Genomic DNA, 18,268 nt, shown 5'->3' with positions numbered 1-18,268 from the left:
TTCTGCCCACCGGCCCTTTTCGAGGGCGGCCGGGGTTTTCCGGCTGTCGACGGCGGGGAGCCTGGACCTGGCCGGTGGACGCCTCGGGCTACTGGGCCGGGTCGGTGCGGGTGTCCGTGTGGGCGGGCGGGTCGGACGGGGTGAGATCCAGCCGGGCGAGTTCCTCGGGCGTCTCGGCCGGCGTCCCGGGGGCGGGGCCGTCCGGCTCGACGTTCATGCCGCGGTTCTCGCGGGCCCGGTGCGCGGCCTCCTTGGCCTGCTCGATCTGGGCCAGTTCCTCGGTGTCGAGCGGATGCACCTGAACCCGCAGGATCGCCCGCGGGGTGACCTCGAGGGCGGTCAGCCGCCACTGGCCGACGACCGCCTCGGTGCCCGCGGGCGGGAACTCGCCGAGCGCCTCGAGCATGATCCCGGCGATCGTGGCGCTGCGGCCCGGGTCCAGGTCGATGCCCAGGTCGGGCAGGTCGTGGGCGGGGAACGAGCCGTTCAGCTCGATGTCGCCGTCGGGACGGTGCACGACCTGCGCGGTGTCCAGGTCGAACTCGTCGTAGATCTCGCCGACGATCTCCTCCAGCAGGTCCTCCAGGGTGACGATGCCGGCGACCGCGCCGAACTCGTCCATCACCAGGGCGAGCTGGTTGCGCTGCTGCTGCATACGGCCCAGGGCCTGGAGAACACCGGCCGAGTCGGGCAGCACCAGCGCGGGGCGCACGTAGTCGGAGACCTCGCCGACGCCGGCGACCAGCTGCCGCAGGTGCACGAAACCGATCACGTCGTCCTCGGTCTCGCCGATCACCGGGGCCCGCGAGAGGCCGGCCTCGATGAGCAGGTCGCGGGCGGTCGCGGCGCTCTGGGCGGCGGTCACGAACACCACGTCGGTGCGGGGGACGAGCACCTGGTAGAGCTTGCGCTCGTCGAGCTCGAGCGCGCCCTCGATGATCGAGCGCTGCTGCTCGGGGATCGACTCCTGGGACGCGATCATGTCCTTGATCTCCTCCTCGGAGACCTCCTCGCGCGCCGCCTTCGGGTCGAGACCGACGAGCCGCACGACCGCCTCGGTGGAGCGGGCCAGGATCCAGACCAGAGGACGCGCCAGCGTCGCGATCAGGTTGATCGGCCCGGCGGCCCGCAGGGCCCAGCCCTGCGCGGTCTGCATCGCGATCCGCTTCGGCGCGAGTTCGCCCACCACCAGCGTGAAGTAGGTGAGGACCACCGTCACCAGGAAGACCGCGACCGGGTCGGCCAGGCTGCCCAGGAAGCCCAGCGGCCCGATCAGCGGCTCGGCCAGCGACACCGCCGCGGTGGCCGAGGCGAGCGCCCCGGCCAGCGTGATGCCGATCTGGATGGTGGACAGGAACTGCGTCGGATCACTCGTGAGACGGGCCAGCCGGCGGCCCTTCTCGCTCTCCGCCGCCAGCCGGTTGACCTGGCTCTCGCGCAACGAGACGAGTGCCATCTCCGAACCCGACAGGGCGGCGTTGATCAGGATCAGCACGGCGACCAGGGTGATCTCGACCCACATGGTGTGCTCGGCTCCTTCGGGTGCCCGTGACGGCTGGTGATCACGTGACGGCTGGTGGACATCAGCGTGGGGCTGCCCATCATCCGGCAGTGATCAACACGGCGCCTCCCGAGAACCGGGTGCGCCGCCCCGTGCGGACCCAGCCTTCCAGGTCGGGGCGACCACCACGTCCCTCATCGCCGTTCGTGGCCCGCCGCGCCCGGACGTTCCCGATACCCGCGACCCGGGCGACCTTTGAACGGCCGGTGAATTCCTGCCCGCACCGCCGTGAAACTCCCCTCCGTGACCTGTTCGCAGCTCGGCCCCGGTGCGAATGTCGGAGGCTGAGCCGGGCCGGAGGCCCTGACGATCGTGAAGATCATCCGGAACGGAGAACGACGATGGAGAACTCCCCTGCGGCCGATCGGCCCGAGAGCGGTCCGGCCGGCCTGCTGCACGGCCTGGACTCCGGGCGGCTGGCGGAACTGCGCGAGCGCCTGAACAGCGGTGACACCACGCCGCTGGAGGGGCTGAAGGTCGACGACACCGATGACGACGACCCGGTGCTGATCACACCCTCCGGTGACCCGGTGGACACCTGGCGCGAGGGCTACCCGTACCCCGAGCGTCTGCACCGCGACGTCTACGAGGCCGAGAAGCGCCTGCTGCAGATCGAGCTGCTGAAGCTGCAGAACTGGGTGAAGAGTTCCGGTGAGAAGGTCGTCATCCTGTTCGAGGGACGCGACGCGGCGGGCAAGGGCGGCACGATCAAGCGGTTCATGGAGCACCTGAACCCGCGCGGGGCCCGGGTGGTGGCCCTGACCAGGCCCAGCGAGCGCGAGTCCGGCGAGTGGTACTTCCAGCGTTACGTGCGGGAACTGCCCACCAGCGGTGAGATCGTGCTGTTCGACCGGTCCTGGTACAACCGGGCCGGCGTCGAGCGGGTCATGGGATTCTGCAGCGCCCCGGAGTACCTGGAGTTCATGCGGCAGGCGCCCGAACTGGAGCGGATGCTGGTGCGCTCGGGGATCCGGCTGGTCAAGTTCTGGTTCTCGGTGTCGCAGCACGAGCAGCGCACCCGCTTCCTGATCCGCCAGGTCGACCCGGTGCGGCAGTGGAAACTCTCGCCGATGGACCTGGCCTCGCTGGACAAGTGGCAGGACTACACCGAGGCCAAGGAGGCGATGTTCTTCTACACGGACACCGCCGACGCCCCCTGGACCGTGGTCAAGAGCAACGACAAGAAGCGGGCCCGGCTCAACGCGATGCGGCACGTGCTGCACCGCTTCCCCTACGAGGGCAAGGACGCCGAGGTCGTCGGCACACCGGACCCGCAGATCGTGGGCCCGTCCGCGGACGTGTTCGAGCACGGTGAGCACACCTCGAGGTACTTCCCGCGTCTTTGACGTTCTCTTGCGGGTGCCGGGCTGTTCGGGCGTGGGGGGAACGGGCATGATCAGGCGATGAACGCGGGGACGAACGGTAATTGTGCGGTTTCGTGGCGGTGTCACGCCGATCAGGGCATCCTGTCCGGATGTCCTACCCCGCGTGGCCGGAGCCGGTCGTGAACGTCGTCCCGGCGCCCGGCGCCCACGCCGCGCCGCAGGGGGACGCGCTGGAGATCTGGTGGTCCCGGGTGGACGTCGGCAACCTGGCCGACGAGGTGCGCGTGAAGCTGGCCGCCGACCTGGACGAGACCCGCACCGCCAAGATCGAGCGCTACCGCCGCGCCCAGGACCGCGACCGCGGGCTGGCGGCGCACTCGCTGCTGCGCCGCCTGCTCTCCGCGGTCACCGGCACCCCGCCGGCCCGGCTCGAGCTCGGCGCGTTCTGCATCTCCTGCGGCGAGACGGGACACGGCAAGCCCTATCTGGAGACCGCCGACGGGGTCCGGCCGGTCGAGGTCAACCTCTCGCACTCCGGCGAGGTGGTGATCGTGGCACTCGCCGCCCCCGGTACCCAGCTCGGCGTGGACGTCGAGCAGGGGCGCACGGTCGACTGGAACGCGCTGCGCAGCTCGATCTTCGCCGACCAGGAGTGGGCGGCCACCCAGGGGCACGCCGACCGGGAGCACCGGCGCCTGCTGACCTGGGCGCGCAAGGAGTCGTCGGTCAAGGCCAGCGGGCACGGCCTGTCGCTGCCGCTGCGCCATGTGGTCACGGCCGACGCCGAGGGCGTGAACTGGTCGGCCTCGATGCCCTCGGGCGTGGGGCGGGCGGCGGGGGCCGACCTGGACCTGGCCCCGGACGTCGCCGCCGCGGTGGCGGTGCTGCGCCCCGACGGATGGCCGGACGTCCCGGTGGTGCGACAGGTCCCGATCGGCTGAGGTCTTCCTGGTATGCCGGAGACGACGACCAGTACGCAGGACCAGCAGCGGGCGGTCATCTCCCGCACCGAGCGGCTGCGGTCCGCCCTGGGGCAGGTGACGCTCGAGGAGTACCGCAGCGAGGACGTCCGGTTCGAACGGGACTCCCGGCTCGGGCGGGAACTGCTCTACCTGGTGGCGAACAACTCGTGGTGCCGGCGCACCACCGAGGTGCTGCGTCTCGACCTCGCCCAGGCCGTGGACACCGACGTGATCGTCGACGTCGACCTCTCCTACGCCGATCACGAGGCGTTCGAGCTGGACGCCGGGCTGACCTGGCTGCCGCTGCTGGCCCTGCCGCCGATGCGGCCGCGGGACACCTCCCGGGGGCGGGACCCGCGGTTCCTGGCCGAGTTCCGGGCGAACCGGCTCGACGTGCCGATCGACCGGTGGAGCGACGAGGAGGCCGACCCGATCTCGTCGCTGGAGGTCAGTGACGCCGGTGGGCAGCGGATCCACCGGCTGACCCAGGGCGAGGTGCGGCAGCGGCTGGCGGCAGCGCTGGCCGAGATGATCATCAACGTGATGACGCGGCGGCCGCAGCAGCTCGGGCCGGAGCCCGGGGCGGTGGTGCAGCGGACGCAGAAACTGTTGCTGTCGGCGGCGATCCGGCGGATGCTGCCCGGGGCCTCACCGGTCGCCGAGAGCGGTCAGCTGCCGGCCGGCGGCACGGTGCCGGAGGGAATCCGGGACGCGCGGGACCTGCTGGACGGGATCCTGGCGGCGGATGTCGATCTGGCGCTGGGGGTTTCGGAGGACGATCCGGGCTCTTCCGGTTCCGGTTCGGGCTCTTCCGGTTCCGGGGTGGTCGCGCCGGAAGGTGCGGGTCCGCCGGGAGGTGCCGCCACGTCCACCATTGATCTGCGGGGAACCGTGCCGATCAAGGTGACCGACGCGCCGGGGCTGAACACCGAGGTCATGAATGTCCTGACGGGGCCGGGTGTTCCGGGAGGTCCGGGGACCGGGCCGATCTCCGTCGACCCCTGGGTGGAAGACGGTGGGCGACTGCGGCCGGTGCTCGGGTCGCACGTCGGTGAGATCCTCGAGGCGCTGATCGGGACCACCCTGGTGGTCGTCGCCGTCCGCGACGAGGGCCGCCCGGTGTCGTACACCGTGCACGTGCCCTCGCGGCGGCTGGTGCGTCGGGGGCGCGCCTGGTTCCAGCCGAGGGCCCTGCTGAGCATCGACCTGCTGGCCCCGACCGCGCACGCCGACCGGCAGATCCGGCTGGAGCTGCCCGACGGGGTGGTCTGTCGCGGCGACCGGGTGCAGGGGCGGATCGATGTCGAGCTGCCGGCCCCGTTCGAGCGGCTCGACTCGCTGATGCGCCGCCTCTTCCCGCAGCAGATGCCGCCCGACCGGCCGGCTTCCTGGGTGGACGTGCAGATCGCCGAAATGGCCCTGCACAAGGTCGATTCGGCACTCGACAGCCTGCGGCACTACCTGGTCGAGGCGACCCACGACGAGCATGCGGACGACGGTGAGCCGCAGCGCCTGCGCGACCGGCTGGCCGGGACCCCGCGCCGGCCGACCCGCGAGCACCTGACCCAGCAGCTCGACGCCCGGCTGCGGGAGCTGCGCGGCCATCTCGACCGGGTGCGCGTCGACGGTGTGCTCGGCGGGGGCATGGGTGGGCTGTGGGAGGCCTGGGACTCCGGGGCCTGGTTCCCCCGGTGGATGCGCCGCCGGGTCGACGTGAACACCGCCAGCGTGAACATCGTGATGCTGCGGGCCAGCTCGGTGGACGACCTAGCGATCCGGGCCCGGCCGATCCGGGCGCGGATCGAGGCCGACCTGGCGCTGTCGGAGGTCTCCGACGTGGCGCGGTACACGGGTGGGCTGAACCTGGCGGTGCTCGGGGTGCTGTGCGTGCTGCTCCGGTTCGCTCCCTGGGACAAGTCCGACCCAGGGGACGCCATCCAGGTCCTCGCCACGATTCTCACCCTGTTCTCGGCGGTACTGGCGGGGCGGGTGGAACTGGGGCAGGCATTCACGCTGCGGGGGCTGCTGACCCGGGCGACGTACTGGCTGATGTTCGGGTCGGTGTTGCCCACGGTGCTGCTCGCCATGTGTCTGGCACTGTTGCCGGCTTCGTCGGCACTGACCGCGGCCTGCCTGGCTTTCGTGGTGCAGGGGTTGCTGATGCTGCGGTTCCGGCGCAGTGAGCCGCAGCGCTCCCGGCCCGGGCAGCGCTCGCACTCGGCCCGGATGCGGATCATGAGTGCTTACGAGCCCGAGCACGCACGGGTCGACATGCTGCGCGGCCGGCGGAGTCGGGCCCTGATCACCGAAGCCCTGCTGCTCGGGCGGGACGCGTTCGCCTACGTGGTCACCCGCCCGGCAGGGGAGGGGCAGCTACTGAGTCTGCTCGAGCGCAGCCAAACCGGTGGCAACCCGATCACCGGGCTGACCCGCACCGCGCGGAAGTCGCTGGGGCGGTTCCTGAACACGCCCGGCGACACGGTTGCGGCCGAGCCGGTCAACCTGCTCGGTGCCGTGCAGGCCGCGACCGCCGGACGGACCCTGACCTACCTGGTGTTCCGGGACCAGCCGGTGGAGGACTGGCGCTCGCTCGACGGGGACAAGGACGACGTGGTCGCGCCGGTCCCGCTCGACCCGGACCGGGTGGCGCCGCAGGAACCGCCGGAGTGGTTGCTGCAGATCATGATCGGCATGCCGATGACGCCGGTCGCGGTGACGCTGGCCCGGCACCCGGTGATGGCGGTGGTGTCCGCCGCGGCCCGGTACAACTTCCAGGTCGGGAGCGTGCAGTTGCCGGCGCCGCCTCCACCGGGGTACTCGGGTCTGCGGTGGATGCAGCTCAGTGTGGGAGTGACGTACCGGCGCGGTGATTCGCTGCGGGGACTGGGGTCGTTCCTGTACCGGGTGCACCGGATGGACGGCATGGCGTTCGCCGGAGGGCGGTTGTCGGTGCTGGTGCAGATCAATGCCGAGCGGCCGCCGTTGCCGGCGTTGCCGTCGTCGAAGCCGCTGAGCGACAAGGACTTCGACGTGGTGCCGGACGAAGAGGCGGCGGCCGGGCCGGAGCGGAACTGGCGGACCCTGGCGCTGACCGCGCACTCGCGGGTCGGGTTGCTGCGGGACGTGCTGACCGGGCTGGCCACGCAGGCGCCGAATTTCGAGCTGGCCGGGCTGACGGTGGAGGGGGTGTACGGGCAGACGGTGCTGTTCCTGGTGGGGCGGGACCGGCTGGTCTCGTCCCCCTCCGGTGAGGACTCGCTGCGACCGGCTCTGCAGCGGTGGATGCGGCCCTCGGACCGGTTGATCGTGGCGGTGGACCGGCGGCTCAGTGCACGTTCGCTCGACGGGGCCGCCTCGTTGCGGGAACGGTTGCTGCTGCAGGTGTTTCTGCGGACGCCGGACCGGCCCGGGGTGCTGCGGGAGACGTTGCGGAACCTGGCCCGGGCGCTGGAGGTGTACGGGCCGGTGGGGTACTCGTACGGCGAGACGATGGAGAAGATCGACGTCTGGTTCGTGACCATGGAGGTGGCGAACGGGCGGACGTTCCGGGGGCGGCTGACGGTGCGGTTGCCGGGTGGGCCGGCGGCGTGGGCGGACTGGGCGGGGGTGGACTGGTCGGCGGTGGAGCGGTCGTTGAGTCAGGCGTCGGCGCATGCGGCCCGGGGGGAGGGGAACGATGCGGCCATGGGTGGGGCCGTGGCGATCATGGATGACACGGTGATCACGGTGGAATTGATGCGGACGGCGGGATGATCGACCTTGATTCTGAGCCTTGGGTTTTCGGGGTTTGAGTTGCTGGTTCTCGGGGCAGCAGGGCTTAGGCCGCGGGCTGTCGGCTGTCCGCGAAAGCCGAGGCGTTCAGGCGTCCCAGCTTGTTGTTGACGTTGTCGATCGTGTACTCGGAGAGCTTCACGTCCTGACCGGTGCGCGGGGCCTGCACGGCCAGACCCGGCTCCACGACGATCATCACGTGCCCGGCCGACCCGCGCTCGCCGAGTGCGCTGAAGATGAGGTCGCCCGGGCGTTCCTCGCCCGGCTGGATGATGGTGGAGTTGTCCATCATCTGTGCGGCGGTGCGAATCTTCAGCGGGTGCCCCACTTTTCGGTAGGAGTACACGATCAGGCCGGAGCAGTCGAACGCGTCCGGGCCGACCGCACCCCAGACGTACGGATCGCCCTGCTGCTCGAGCGCCACCTGCAGCATGTCTCCGATCGTGCCGTCGGGAAGGTTCGCGCCGACCGCGTTACGCTCGCACCCGAGGGGCTCGTCGCCGACCACCGACGTCACCAGCGAGGCGGCCAGTGATTCCCAGCGGGCGTAGGCGAACGGGAAGGCCGAACGCTGCACGGCCTGGGCGGCACCGGTGACCGACATCGACTGCCAGCCGTTGATGTCCATCAGGCCGGGCTGGCCCTGCCGGCCGCCGGTGTAGAACATCGTGGCGGACGCGACCGGGTCGGTGCGGACCCGTTCCGACCCCCAGCCCGCCCGCTGCTGGAACAGGCCGAGGCTGTCCCGGTCACCGTGGTTCAGGTTCTGCAGGGTCGACTCCTGCATCGCCGTGGCCACGGCGACGACCAGGCCCCGGGACGGGACGTCGAGTGACACCCCGGTCTCGATCACCGTCTGGGCGTTGGCCAGCTGGGTGTCGGTCAGCACCACGTCGGTGTTGCCGGTCTGGGCGATCGGGCTGCAGGAGAGGGTCGACACCCCGCCGGTGTCGTCGTCCTGGGAGACCCCGGCGATACCCATCATCATCATCGCGGGCACCACCACCAGGCCGCCGCCGAGAAAGGCGACGACCACCACGAGCACGACGACCAGCCGGATCGGAACCCCACGCGTCACGGCTCAGTCCCCGGTGTTGGGTTGCACGTCGGACACCATCGGTTCGGACGTCCCCTCTCCGGCGACCACGGTCACCAGCACCGACGAACCGTCCGAGAGCGGGACGGCGATCATGGCCGACTCCTGGGCCAGGAACCGGACGACCGGCTCCCCGTCCGGCGCGGCGCCCGGGAGGGCCGACGGGTCGGTGGTCTCCAGAGCCGAGGCGTAGTCCGGGGTGGCCAGCGGGGTGAGCCGGGCCAGCCAGTCGCTCTTCGTCTCGTTCGGCTCGGTCTTCGCCCACAGGGTCACGAAGTCGACGGCGGCGGTGACGTACCCGTCCGAGGCCGGGACCACGGCCGAGGTCGAGCCGGTGGCGGCCCGGGGGGCGTCACCGCCGTCGCTCGGGGCGTCGTTGCCGAGCAGGGCGCTGCCGAGCACGAAGACCAGGATGATCGTGCTCAGCGTGACCACCACCAGCCGACGTGGGCTCCGGCAGAGCCAGGTGATGAAGTCACTGATCATCGGGACCTGCCGACCGGATCGGGGCCGTCGTTCTCATGCGGTGCGCGTCCTTGGTCGTGTTCTGAAATCCCGTGTCTTCCGCCGGGCCCCCGGGACGCCGTCTGAGCACGTCCGGTGGGGCCCCACGGAGAACCATCACGAGGTGCCCCACCGGCCACGCCCGGCCGACGGCCCGGGCACTTTCTCGCTACGGCAGCGGATCTCAAAGCACGCCCTAGCGTTGCCGGGCGTGGTCGTCGGCGTCCGAGCCGGTGGCGGAGCGATGCGGGCGGAACACCTCGTCCAGCTCGGTCTCGAAGCTGTCCGCGGGCTCGCTCTCGAGGCGCTGGAACCCCCGGTCGCCGGGCCGGACGACGGGGGCGCCGTCGTCCTGAGGGCGCCAGCCGTCGCTGCCGACCCGGGCGGCCGGCTCGGCGGCGAACTCCCGGCGGGAGGAGGACCGCGTCGCGGCTTCCTCCCGTTCGGCCGGTGCCGCCGGACCCTGCGCGTCCGGCCCACCACCGAACCCGGACAGGGCGGCGCGGGCCGCGGCCCGTCCGGCGCCACCACCCGGGCTGACCGTCGCGGACTCGACGCGGCTGCCGGGAGCACTGGCCGGCGCATAGATCTCGCCACCCTCGACGGGGGCCACGGGCGCGGACGCCCCGGCCTCCCCCCGGGCCGCGGCCGGGGTCTGCCCACGCACCACGGTGACCTCGGCGGCGTTGACCGTGACGGCGTTGGTGAGTGCGGCCGGTTGCGGTGCGGACTGACCCTCCACCGGGACCACGCCCTCGGCCGCGTCGGCCGGCACCGGGTAGTTGCTGATGCTCTCGATCCGCTGCGGCGCCCGGCCCTCCGCGGCCTGGGCCTGGGCGATCGCCTGGGCCGGGTTCTCGCGCTGGGCGGCCGAGACACCGAGGAAGGTGCTGAGCGCGCCGGTGAGGATCCGGGTGCTGGTGCGGGCCGCGCCCTTGGCCGAGCCGGAGACGCCCCCGGCCGCGACGGCGAAGTGGTTCTCCCGGGCCGAGACCATCTGGGTCAGCCGGCGGAACGGCCGCAGGGCCACCCACATGACGATGGTCAGCAGGAGCATGAGGATCACGCTCAGCCAACCCGGCGTGCCACTGGCCGGGGACAGCAGGACCCCCATGCCCAGGACGGTGACCGAGGCCCCGATGCCGAAGACCACGGCGTTGATCAGCGCGGCGGCGACGGTGCTGCCGATGCCGGTGACCAGGGTGCGCATGGTCGGGAAGAGGCCCAGGGTGGCGAAGGCGGGGAAGAGCATGACGCCGAAGCGCACGATGATCAGGGCACCCAGGACGAGCAACCCGGCGACGAACAGGAACGGCACCGTGCAGAGCGTGGCGATCAGGGCGAGCATGGCGTAGCCGACGCGGCTGTCCGACCGCTTCCCGGTGAGGTACTCATAGGCGTCCGGGTCGGCGGACTTGATCTCGCTCGCGGCTTCCTCGAACTTCTTCTGCTTGGCCTGGACGATGTCCCTGCCCTGCTTCGGGTCGGACTGCATGATCGCGGCCTCGCGCCAGGTGAGCGCGGTCGCGTCGAAGATGACCGGTCCGTACTTCTCGGCGACGTCGGAGTCGGTGCTGCCGAACGTGCCCCCGAGCCAGGATTCGTACAGGAGCGACTGGTGCATGCCTGCCGTCGCCTCGGTGCCGGCGTCCGAGGTGCCGTCGGCGGCCTTGCCGTTGAGACCACCGGAGACCACCGACAGGGTGCTGGAGACGGTCTCGTCCGCGGCGTGCCCGGCCACCAGTGGCCATCGGAACACCATGGTCACGAGCACCATCACCAGAAGGGCCCAGCCGATGGCACTGGCGGAGGAGGCCAGCGCCGCGTGCCGGGACCGCCAGATGATGAACACGCCGAGCGCGGCCAGCACCACGAACGCCCAGCGCTCGAAGACGGTGCGCTGCAGGGTGTCGACGACGTTGGTGATCAGCGGGTCGAACACCCCGAGGAAGTCGGGGGAGAAGGCCGCGTCCAGCACCGCGCCGGTCGCCGCGACCATCGTCGTCGGGATCTCGAGGATCCAGTTGCCGATCGCGGTGCCGATCGAGGCGTCCGGGTTCCGGACGATGTCCGAGCCGCAGCCCAGGTCGTACGTGTTCCAGCGCACGCCGGCGTAGCCGTAGACCTCGTAGACCGAGACCTTGGCATTCTCCGCGAACGGGTCCTCGTCGGCCGGCAGGGTCGAGGGCGGGGACTCGAAGAAACCCACCACACCTCGCCCGGGTACCTCCGGGACCGGGGCGTCCAGGCAGTCCACCACCGGATCGGCGGGCAGGCTCAGCATCCCGGCGGACGCCTGAACCGATCCGGTCGACGGGGCTCCAGTTCCGGCCGCCAGGGCCGCCGGAGCGGCCACGGCGCCGGCCAGGGCCAGAAGAACGGCCGCCGCGGCGACGAGGACGACGCGCCGCCGCCTCATCGGGAACTGCCGGACTCGTCGGAACGGTGGCCGCGCTCGCCCGTGGTGTCGGTGGGGCCGGTCGGCCAGCCGTTGCCGTTGGTGCCCGAAGGGTCGATGGGCGCGCCGATGACGCGGTGCGACCCAGTGCCCAGCGTCGCGTGCTCACCGGTGCCGGAGCCGTTCCTCCCCCGCACCCCGTGCCGGGCCCGGGACGCCCCGACCGGCAGCGCGTGCCGGGAACCCCCCGGTGGGGTCTGCGGATCGGGGCCGTTCCTCAGCCCGCCCCGCGGCGTCCAGGAACTCCCGACCCCGCTGGCGACCGGACGGCCGGAGCCCACCGGTGCTCCCGAGGGATCGAGCTCCACCGCGGTCAGGTCGATCTGGTCGGTGCGGGGTTCCCGGACCGTCAGCGACTCCGGGGGACGCGGGGGGGCGACGGGTGCGGCGGTGGTGTCCAGAGCGGCCAGCACCTGCGGAAGATGATCGAGATCGACCCGCATCCGATCGACGTTGCCGTCCACGTCCCGCATCACGAACTCCCTCAGGCCGGAACGGGTTCCGGTCAGTGACCGGGGGGAGAGCCGGGCCAGCACGCCCTCGTAGCCGACACCGGGAGGGACCCGGAGCATGCGCAGGGCGTCCGCGGCCACCTGATCGTCCTCGATCCGGCCCACGAAGGCGGCCGAGATGAAGTTGGAGACCTCCATGCCGAGCACGTCGGCCGGGTTCTGGGAGGCGGCCAGGACACAGGTGTTCCACTTCCGGCTGTCACGGCCGAGGCGGGTGAAGAGCGCCCGGCCGGCACCCCACTCACCGAGGAAGTGGGTCTCGTCCAGAGCCACCAGCTTGCGCTCGTTCCGGGGACGGCCGTAGATCGTGCGCGTCGCGTACCAGGAGGCCAGGTGCAGGAGGGGCACCGCCATCTGCTCGCTCGTGGACCAGTGCTCGCGGGGCACGGAGCCGGGCGGGAGCACCAGCCCGGGCATCGTCAGCACGGTCAGCACGGCGTCGTCGTGGATCGGCTCGGTGCTCGGCCCGATCGGGAAGAACAGCCGGGCGAGCGGCATCTCGGCCATGTCGCGGAGATAGGCGGCGATGTCCGCGGCGTGGTCGTCCTGCCGGGACTCCAGGTGCTCGACCACCGTCCAGAGGCTGGTCTGCGGCGCGCCCTTGGTCGCCCGGATCGCCTCGGTCAGCAACAGCCGGGTCCGCGGTGCCGAGGCCAGGCCGGCCGGGAGCAGCATCGTGGCGACGTCCAGCGCCAGGAGCTTGCGGTCCTGGGCGGCCAGGGTCCTGGCCTCCTCCAGCGCGTCCAGCGTCGGGTAGTCCTCCGGACGGGGCTGGACCACGACCGCGTACGGGTTCAGCGTGCCGGACGGTGCCGACGTCAGGTCGATGTGCCGGGCCCGGTCGCGCAGCTCCGGCAGGTCGGTGAGCCGGGCGAGCGGACCGGACGGGTCGAGCATCACCGAGGTGATGCCCCGGCGCACCGCCTCATAGGTGATCAGCCCGGCCAGGACCGACTTGCCCGAGCCCAGCGCACCGACGATCGGCACCAGCCCGGAGGTCTCGCGGACCTCGGTGGCGAAGTGCGTGTCGAACATGACCGCGCGACGGCTCGAGGCCGCGGTGTGGCCGATGTAAGGGCCTCGGCGGTCGCCCAGGGAGGACGAGGCGGCCGGCACTCCGGCCGCGAAGTACAGGCTGGGCAGCCGGCGCCGGTAGGCCGTGGACGAGAGCGGTTCCCCGGGGATGAACTCTCGCAACAACCCGTGCTGCCCCTTCGGGTGGGCGATCGTGACCTGGCGCTTGCGGTAGGTGTCGACGACCTGCCGGGCCCGTTCCAGGGCCTCCTCCTGAGTGGCGCCGGAGACGGCGATCCGGAACCAGCCGTGCACCCGGGAGGCGGCCGTGTCGCCGCCGGTGGTCATCTCGTCCTCGATCGCCCGGGCCTGCCGGGCCTGTCGTTCCAGGGCCAGCGGCTCGTCCAGGTCGTGGTCGCGGTAGTGCCGCTGCATGTCGCGGACCACCAGCAACTTGCGCTGCACCGCGTCGAGGGCCTGGTCACCGTCCAGCACGTCGAGCCGGATCGACCACTCCACGGCGAACGGGAGCCGGTCGGCGTGGACCAGCCAGGGCTCGTGCGCCGGGTCCGGGATCTCGATCTCGTCGACCCGGCCGACCGTGAGCACGCTGACGTGCCGCTGGGCCTCGGCCCCGCCCGGGTCCCGCCGGCTGACCCTGACGCTCGGCGCGAACGGCTCGGCCTCGTGCACCACGCCCTCGGTGAGCTCGTAGAGGTCCTCGGTCTCCCAGCGCCCGTCCTGCACCGGGGACAGCGCCCCGGGAGCGGGCAGCCCGAGACCGAGCGACCGGCGCATCAGCCATTCCAGCTCGCGTGGGGTGACCGGGCGGCCCTCCAGGCCGGGGCCGGCGATCGCCTCGGCCACCAGCGCGGCGTCCTTGTCGACCTTCTGCAGTTCCCCGAGCGTCGGCCGGCGCAGCACCCGCTGGGTGAAGCTCGCCATCTGTGAGCGCTCGCTGACCTGGACGCCGAGGTAGACCTCCTTCTCGGCCATGGTCGAGGCCCGCACGTGCTGCTGGGCACTGACGAGGTGATCGGCCCAGGTACTGCCCTCGACACCCGGCAGCGGGTCGGGCGTGCGCGCGTCCAGCGCCCGTGCCCAGGAGGCAGCCGGGTACGGCCGGGACGTCACCCGCAGGTGCAGCCTCCGGCCGGACAGGGCGGCCATCCGCGTCGCCACGTCGATGATCAGGTTCAGCCGTTCGCCGTCCGCCCGGAACGCCCAGCGTTGGGTGGGCAGGGCGAACCAGGCCCAGGCCGCCTGATCGGTGAACGCCAGGTTGCCCTCGATCGTCCGCAACGCCAGTGCCATGTTCGCGGCCCGGGTCTGGCCGCTGCTGAAGATCCCCATGAGGTGGCCGCGTCTCTCCCTAGCTGCTGGCCCTGCGTGCCCGGGCGGAGGTGCGTTTGTCACGTACCCGGACCCGGGGCTGCAGCCGGTACTTGCGGGCGCGGCCCGCCCGGGGTGCGGTGAGGTCCGAGACGAAGGTCTGCCAGACGGCACGGGCCGGGCGCTCGTGGTCGATGAACCCCATGAGCCCGTAGGTGCCGAGCGTGGCGATGCAGATCTCCCACACCGGTGGGATGTTCACCTTGAGCGGGGTCACCGCCTCGACCAGCAGGATGAGGAGGAAGGCCACCAGCCAGGTCGCATACGCGATGTACCTGGCGGTCCAGGGAAAGGTCAGCCCACTCGGACCGAGCCAAACGGTGTTGACCCGGTACACCTCGTCATCGGGCGTTACCCGCATACGTCAGCCGTCCCCGAACACCAGACTCGTCAACTGACCGGCGAAGCCGTAGAGCACCGCCGCACCTGCAATGACACCCATCCCCAGAACCACGTTGGTCAGGGTGTTGGCGTTGTCGCTGATCCTGCCTTTACGGGCGGAGGCGATGATGCCTATCCCGATCACCAGCAGAACCAGCGGGATGATGTTCTTGACGCCCCACTCGACCACCCCGTTGGAGTTGAGTGAGGGCCCGTCGTTGGTGGTGGTAGCAAGCATCACTACCGACGAGATGACGGCCATTCGTACCTCCAGGGCACCGGTGAACCCCTCCGTAACCTCGGCGCGCCACGCTTCCTCGGGCTCCGCTGAATCCGCACGATCTGTTACGACCTTGCCACGCCAGGTCAGGTCGATGGTAGGGGTTCTGTCACGTTTTGCCGATAAATCCGTGCTGACAGAGTAGCGCCGTCCGCCCATCCTGCTGTCCATGTCGCTCGTGTCAGCTTAAAGCTATGCATAACCAGACGTCAGCGGCGGCTGCCACACCGCTGGTGTACCGATGTGGCACCTGATTCACAGGTTTGCCGCTGTCGCTGGTGTTCGTGCTGGTAAGCCCCGGGTTCTCCGTCGGCCCGCCCGGGCTAGCGGGCGGCAGCGGGATGCAGTGCGCGGTGGGTGGGAGGCGCTCCGGAGTGCTCCCTACCGGGTCACGCGCCGGACCGCCTACAGTTCGGTCCGTGGCAGAGCTCGTGTATCCCCCGGTCATCCTCGCGGCCCGCTCCGTGTTCCGTGCCCTCGGCATCCGGTTCACGGTCGAAGGGGCCGAGCACGTACCGGCCCAGGGTGGTGCGGTGCTCGCCAGTAACCACATCAGCTACCTGGACTTCACCTTCTGCGGCCTGGTCGCCCGCCCACAGAAGCGTCTGGTGCGGTTCATGTGCAAGGAATCGGTCTTCCGGAACCCGGTGGCCGGTCCGCTGATGCGGGGGATGCACCACATCCCGGTCGACCGGGCCGCGGGCACCGGCGCCTTCGACGAGGCGGTGCGCGCCCTCAAGGAGGGGGAGATCGTCGGTGTCTTCCCGGAGGCCACGATCAGCCGCTCGTTCACGCTGAAGGACTTCAAGACCGGCACCGCCCGGATGGCCGTGGCGGCGGACGTGCCGATCGTGCCGATGGCCATCTGGGGCGGACAGCGGATCTACACCAAGGCCCGCAAGCCCGACCTCGGGCGCGGCAAGGCGGTCATGCTCAAGGCGGGTGAGCCCTTCCGGCCCGAGCCCGGCATGGAGGCGTTCCAGGTCACCGCGGAGATCCACAGCCGGGTCGACGCCCTGCTGCAGGACCTGCAGGACCGCTATCCGCAGCAGCCGGCCGACGATGCCGACCGCTGGTGGCTCCCGGCGGCCCGGGGCGGGTCTGCGCCCACCCCAGAGGAGGCCCGCAAGCAGGACACCGCCGACGCGGTGGGCAAGCGCCTCCGGGCGCAGGCCAAGCGGGCCCGCAAGAAGTAGCGGGTCGCCGGAGGCCGCGGACCGGGGCCAAAGAAAAGGCGCCGGCTGACAGGTGCCAGCCGGCGCTCACCAGGTGAACGTCAGCTCGACAGCACGCTGTCGAAGAACGTTCCGATCGCGTCCGCGGCGTCCCGCACCCAGTCCCAGATGTCGCCCACGAAGTTTCCGGACTGACGCGGGTCGTTCACGACCGCGTAGATCAAGAAGACAACCAGGATGACCACGAGCGCTCGTCGGGTCCTCGTCACTGCGGCCTCCCCAGAGTGGTGTACTCAGGACAAATGTAGCGCTACGAGTATGTTCTATCCGTGTCGAGCTTGTCACGCATGGCTACCGGCGCAGTGTCAACCTCAACTTGAGGCTCATGGTAGCGGCCGCGATCACACTACGCCGTACAAGCGGTCGCCCGCGTCCCCAAGACCAGGGACGATGTAGCCCAGGTCGTTCAGCCCCGGGTCCATTCCGGCCAGGACGATCTGTACCGGGGCGTCCTCACCGACCGCCTTGCGTACGTGCTCGACGCCTTCCGGTGCACCAAGGAGGCAGATGGCGGTGACGTCGTCGGCGCCGCGCTCCATCAGGTACCGGATCGCCACGGCGAGCGTGCCGCCGGTGGCCAGCATCGGGTCCAGCACGTAGACCTGGCGGCCCGTCAGGTCGTCGGGCAGGCGGTTGGCGTAGGTGCTGGCCTCGAGCGTCTCCTCGTTCCGGATCATCCCGAGGAAGCCGACCTCGGCCGTCGGGACGAGCCGGGTCATGCCCTCGAGCATCCCCAGGCCGGCCCGCAGGATCGGCACGACCAGAGGTTTGGGCTGGGCGAGCTTGACGCCCCGGGCCGGGGCGACGGGTGTGGAGATCTCGTGCTCCTCGACCCGGACCCCGCGGGTGGCCTCGTAGGCCAGGAGTGTGACCAGTTCGTCAGCCAGCCGCCGGAACGTCGGCGAGTCGGTCTCACGGTTGCGGAGGGTGGTGAGCTTGTGGGCGACGAGAGGATGGTCGACGACGTGCAGGCGCATGCGGGCAACCTATCGGTGTCCGGGCCGGGCGTCTGTGCGACCTCGGCGGTGAGGTGGCACCGCGAGAGGCGGGGTGACGCGGGAGCGGCCCTGTTCTCATGTGTCAGAAACGGAGGACGGGAGTGGATGACGATCCGGTCGGCGCCGGGCGGGCGGACCTGGAGCGGTGGATGGGGTTGGCCCTTGAGGAGGCGGCGCTCGCCGTAGGTACCGGAGATGTGCCCGTCGGGGCCGTGCTCGTGGACCGGGAGGGCACCGTGACCGGCCGGGGCCGCAACGAGCGGGAGGCGGCTCAGGATCCGACCGCGCACGCCGAGCTCCTCGCGCTGCGGGAGGCGGCGCGCGCGGCCGGCAGCTGGCGGCTGGACGGTGCCACCCTGGTGGTGACGCTCGAGCCCTGCGCCATGTGTGCCGGGGCGATCGTGCTGGCGAGGGTGGCCCGGGTGGTGCTGGGGGCCTGGGACCCCAAGGCGGGCGCGACCGGATCGAGCCGGGACATCGTTCGTGACGCGCGGCTCAACCATCGGGTCGAGGTGGTCGGAGGGGTGCTCGAGGCGCAGGCCGCCGGGCTGCTCACGGACTTCTTCGCGGAACGAAGATGAGCCTGTGGCGTAACGGGTTTCGGTGTCGGCGCGGGGCTGGGCCGGGATCGGATTCGGTGATCCGGCCTCGCGTTCGGTAAGGTGTTTCACGGTGGCGTGTCCGAGCGGCCGAAGGAGCACGCCTCGAAAGCGTGTGAGGGTTCACGCCCTCCGTGGGTTCAAATCCCACCGCCACCGCCGTCGAAAGGTGCGGCACCC

Annotated in this window: 14 protein-coding genes and 1 tRNA gene; 6 read left to right on the top strand and 9 right to left on the bottom strand. The window is 71.2% G+C overall.

Translation table 11 applies throughout. From position 1 onward, the window contains the following. Positions 1-88: 88 nt before the first annotated feature. Positions 89-1,522, bottom strand: a complete 1,434-nt coding sequence (locus tag J2S57_RS09360) for a hemolysin family protein (protein ID WP_307240599.1) — start codon at positions 1,520-1,522, stop codon at positions 89-91. Between the two features lie 380 nt (positions 1,523-1,902). On the opposite strand from J2S57_RS09360, the gene ppk2 reads away from it, so the two are divergent. The 3 genes from ppk2 (at position 1,903) to J2S57_RS09345 (ending at position 7,601) form a co-directional block, all read left to right on the top strand. Next, positions 1,903-2,907, top strand: a complete 1,005-nt coding sequence (gene ppk2 / locus J2S57_RS09355; protein ID WP_307240597.1) for a polyphosphate kinase 2 — start codon at positions 1,903-1,905, stop codon at positions 2,905-2,907. Between the two features lie 128 nt (positions 2,908-3,035). Then, positions 3,036-3,827 carry a 4'-phosphopantetheinyl transferase family protein gene (locus J2S57_RS09350; protein WP_307240595.1) on the top strand — a complete coding sequence of 264 codons (792 nt, stop codon included), beginning with the start codon at positions 3,036-3,038 and terminating at the stop codon, positions 3,825-3,827. A 12-nt stretch (positions 3,828-3,839) separates the two neighbouring features. Continuing rightward, on the top strand, positions 3,840-7,601 hold the full coding sequence (locus J2S57_RS09345; RefSeq protein WP_307240593.1) for a hypothetical protein: 3,762 nt from the start codon (positions 3,840-3,842) through the stop codon (positions 7,599-7,601). A 64-nt stretch (positions 7,602-7,665) separates the two neighbouring features. Here J2S57_RS09345 and J2S57_RS09340 read toward each other — a convergent pair whose 3' ends face one another. From J2S57_RS09340 to J2S57_RS09315, 6 genes are all read right to left on the bottom strand, one after another. Continuing rightward, entirely contained in the window at positions 7,666-8,697 is a 1,032-nt protein-coding gene (locus J2S57_RS09340; RefSeq protein ID WP_307240591.1) for a C40 family peptidase, read from the bottom strand. Positions 8,698-8,700: 3 nt separating this feature from the next. Next, entirely contained in the window at positions 8,701-9,201 is a 501-nt protein-coding gene (locus tag J2S57_RS09335; protein ID WP_307240589.1) for a hypothetical protein, read from the bottom strand. A gap of 214 nt (positions 9,202-9,415) precedes the next feature. Further along, the gene (locus J2S57_RS09330) at positions 9,416-11,638 is read right to left on the bottom strand and encodes a DUF1700 domain-containing protein (RefSeq protein ID WP_307240587.1); all 2,223 of its coding nucleotides are present in this window, start codon (positions 11,636-11,638) and stop codon (positions 9,416-9,418) included. Then, on the bottom strand, positions 11,635-14,556 hold the full coding sequence (locus J2S57_RS09325) for an ATP-binding protein (RefSeq protein WP_307240585.1): 2,922 nt from the start codon (positions 14,554-14,556) through the stop codon (positions 11,635-11,637). Before J2S57_RS09325 ends, J2S57_RS09330 begins: the two co-directional genes overlap by 4 nt. Before the next feature lie 19 nt (positions 14,557-14,575). Then, positions 14,576-14,956: a hypothetical protein gene (locus J2S57_RS09320; protein WP_307240583.1), complete on the bottom strand. Its 381-nt coding sequence runs from the start codon at positions 14,954-14,956 to the stop codon at positions 14,576-14,578. Positions 14,957-14,959: 3 nt separating this feature from the next. Next, the gene (locus J2S57_RS09315; protein WP_307240581.1) at positions 14,960-15,427 is read right to left on the bottom strand and encodes a hypothetical protein; all 468 of its coding nucleotides are present in this window, start codon (positions 15,425-15,427) and stop codon (positions 14,960-14,962) included. Between the two features lie 248 nt (positions 15,428-15,675). On the opposite strand from J2S57_RS09315, the gene J2S57_RS09310 reads away from it, so the two are divergent. After that, complete coding sequence (locus J2S57_RS09310; protein ID WP_307240579.1) at positions 15,676-16,452, top strand: lysophospholipid acyltransferase family protein; 777 nt, start codon at positions 15,676-15,678, stop codon at positions 16,450-16,452. Between the two features lie 80 nt (positions 16,453-16,532). Here the strand turns inward: J2S57_RS09310 and J2S57_RS09305 are convergent, their stop codons facing one another. Both J2S57_RS09305 and upp read right to left on the bottom strand, forming a co-directional pair. Continuing rightward, complete coding sequence (locus J2S57_RS09305; RefSeq protein ID WP_307240576.1) at positions 16,533-16,700, bottom strand: hypothetical protein; 168 nt, start codon at positions 16,698-16,700, stop codon at positions 16,533-16,535. Positions 16,701-16,832: 132 nt separating this feature from the next. After that, positions 16,833-17,468 (bottom strand): uracil phosphoribosyltransferase, encoded by a 636-nt coding sequence (gene upp / locus J2S57_RS09300; RefSeq protein ID WP_307240573.1) that lies wholly within the window; start codon positions 17,466-17,468, stop codon positions 16,833-16,835. Between the two features lie 122 nt (positions 17,469-17,590). Between upp and tadA the strand changes: the two genes are divergently transcribed. After that, positions 17,591-18,070: a tRNA adenosine(34) deaminase TadA gene (tadA, locus tag J2S57_RS09295; protein ID WP_307240570.1), complete on the top strand. Its 480-nt coding sequence runs from the start codon at positions 17,591-17,593 to the stop codon at positions 18,068-18,070. 90 nt (positions 18,071-18,160) lie between these two features. Continuing rightward, positions 18,161-18,247, top strand: a tRNA-Ser gene (locus tag J2S57_RS09290). Positions 18,248-18,268 lie beyond the last annotated feature (21 nt).

The sequence above is a fragment of the Kineosporia succinea genome, assembly GCF_030811555.1.
Classification (GTDB): domain Bacteria; phylum Actinomycetota; class Actinomycetes; order Actinomycetales; family Kineosporiaceae; genus Kineosporia; species Kineosporia succinea.
The sequence above is the reverse complement of the archived record's forward strand: the minus strand, read 5'-3'. Positions and strand labels throughout refer to the sequence as shown.

Coding starts and splice junctions, on each gene's coding strand:
- J2S57_RS09345 (WP_307240593.1), top strand. CDS start 3,840: ATGCCGGAGACGACGACCAGTACGCAGGACCAGCAGCGGGCGGTCATC.
- J2S57_RS09315 (WP_307240581.1), bottom strand. CDS start 15,427: ATGGACAGCAGGATGGGCGGACGGCGCTACTCTGTCAGCACGGATTTA.
- ppk2 (WP_307240597.1), top strand. CDS start 1,903: ATGGAGAACTCCCCTGCGGCCGATCGGCCCGAGAGCGGTCCGGCCGGC.
- J2S57_RS09350 (WP_307240595.1), top strand. CDS start 3,036: ATGTCCTACCCCGCGTGGCCGGAGCCGGTCGTGAACGTCGTCCCGGCG.
- upp (WP_307240573.1), bottom strand. CDS start 17,468: ATGCGCCTGCACGTCGTCGACCATCCTCTCGTCGCCCACAAGCTCACC.
- J2S57_RS09335 (WP_307240589.1), bottom strand. CDS start 9,201: ATGATCAGTGACTTCATCACCTGGCTCTGCCGGAGCCCACGTCGGCTG.
- J2S57_RS09330 (WP_307240587.1), bottom strand. CDS start 11,638: ATGAGGCGGCGGCGCGTCGTCCTCGTCGCCGCGGCGGCCGTTCTTCTG.
- J2S57_RS09320 (WP_307240583.1), bottom strand. CDS start 14,956: ATGCGGGTAACGCCCGATGACGAGGTGTACCGGGTCAACACCGTTTGG.
- J2S57_RS09325 (WP_307240585.1), bottom strand. CDS start 14,556: ATGGGGATCTTCAGCAGCGGCCAGACCCGGGCCGCGAACATGGCACTG.
- J2S57_RS09360 (WP_307240599.1), bottom strand. CDS start 1,522: ATGTGGGTCGAGATCACCCTGGTCGCCGTGCTGATCCTGATCAACGCC.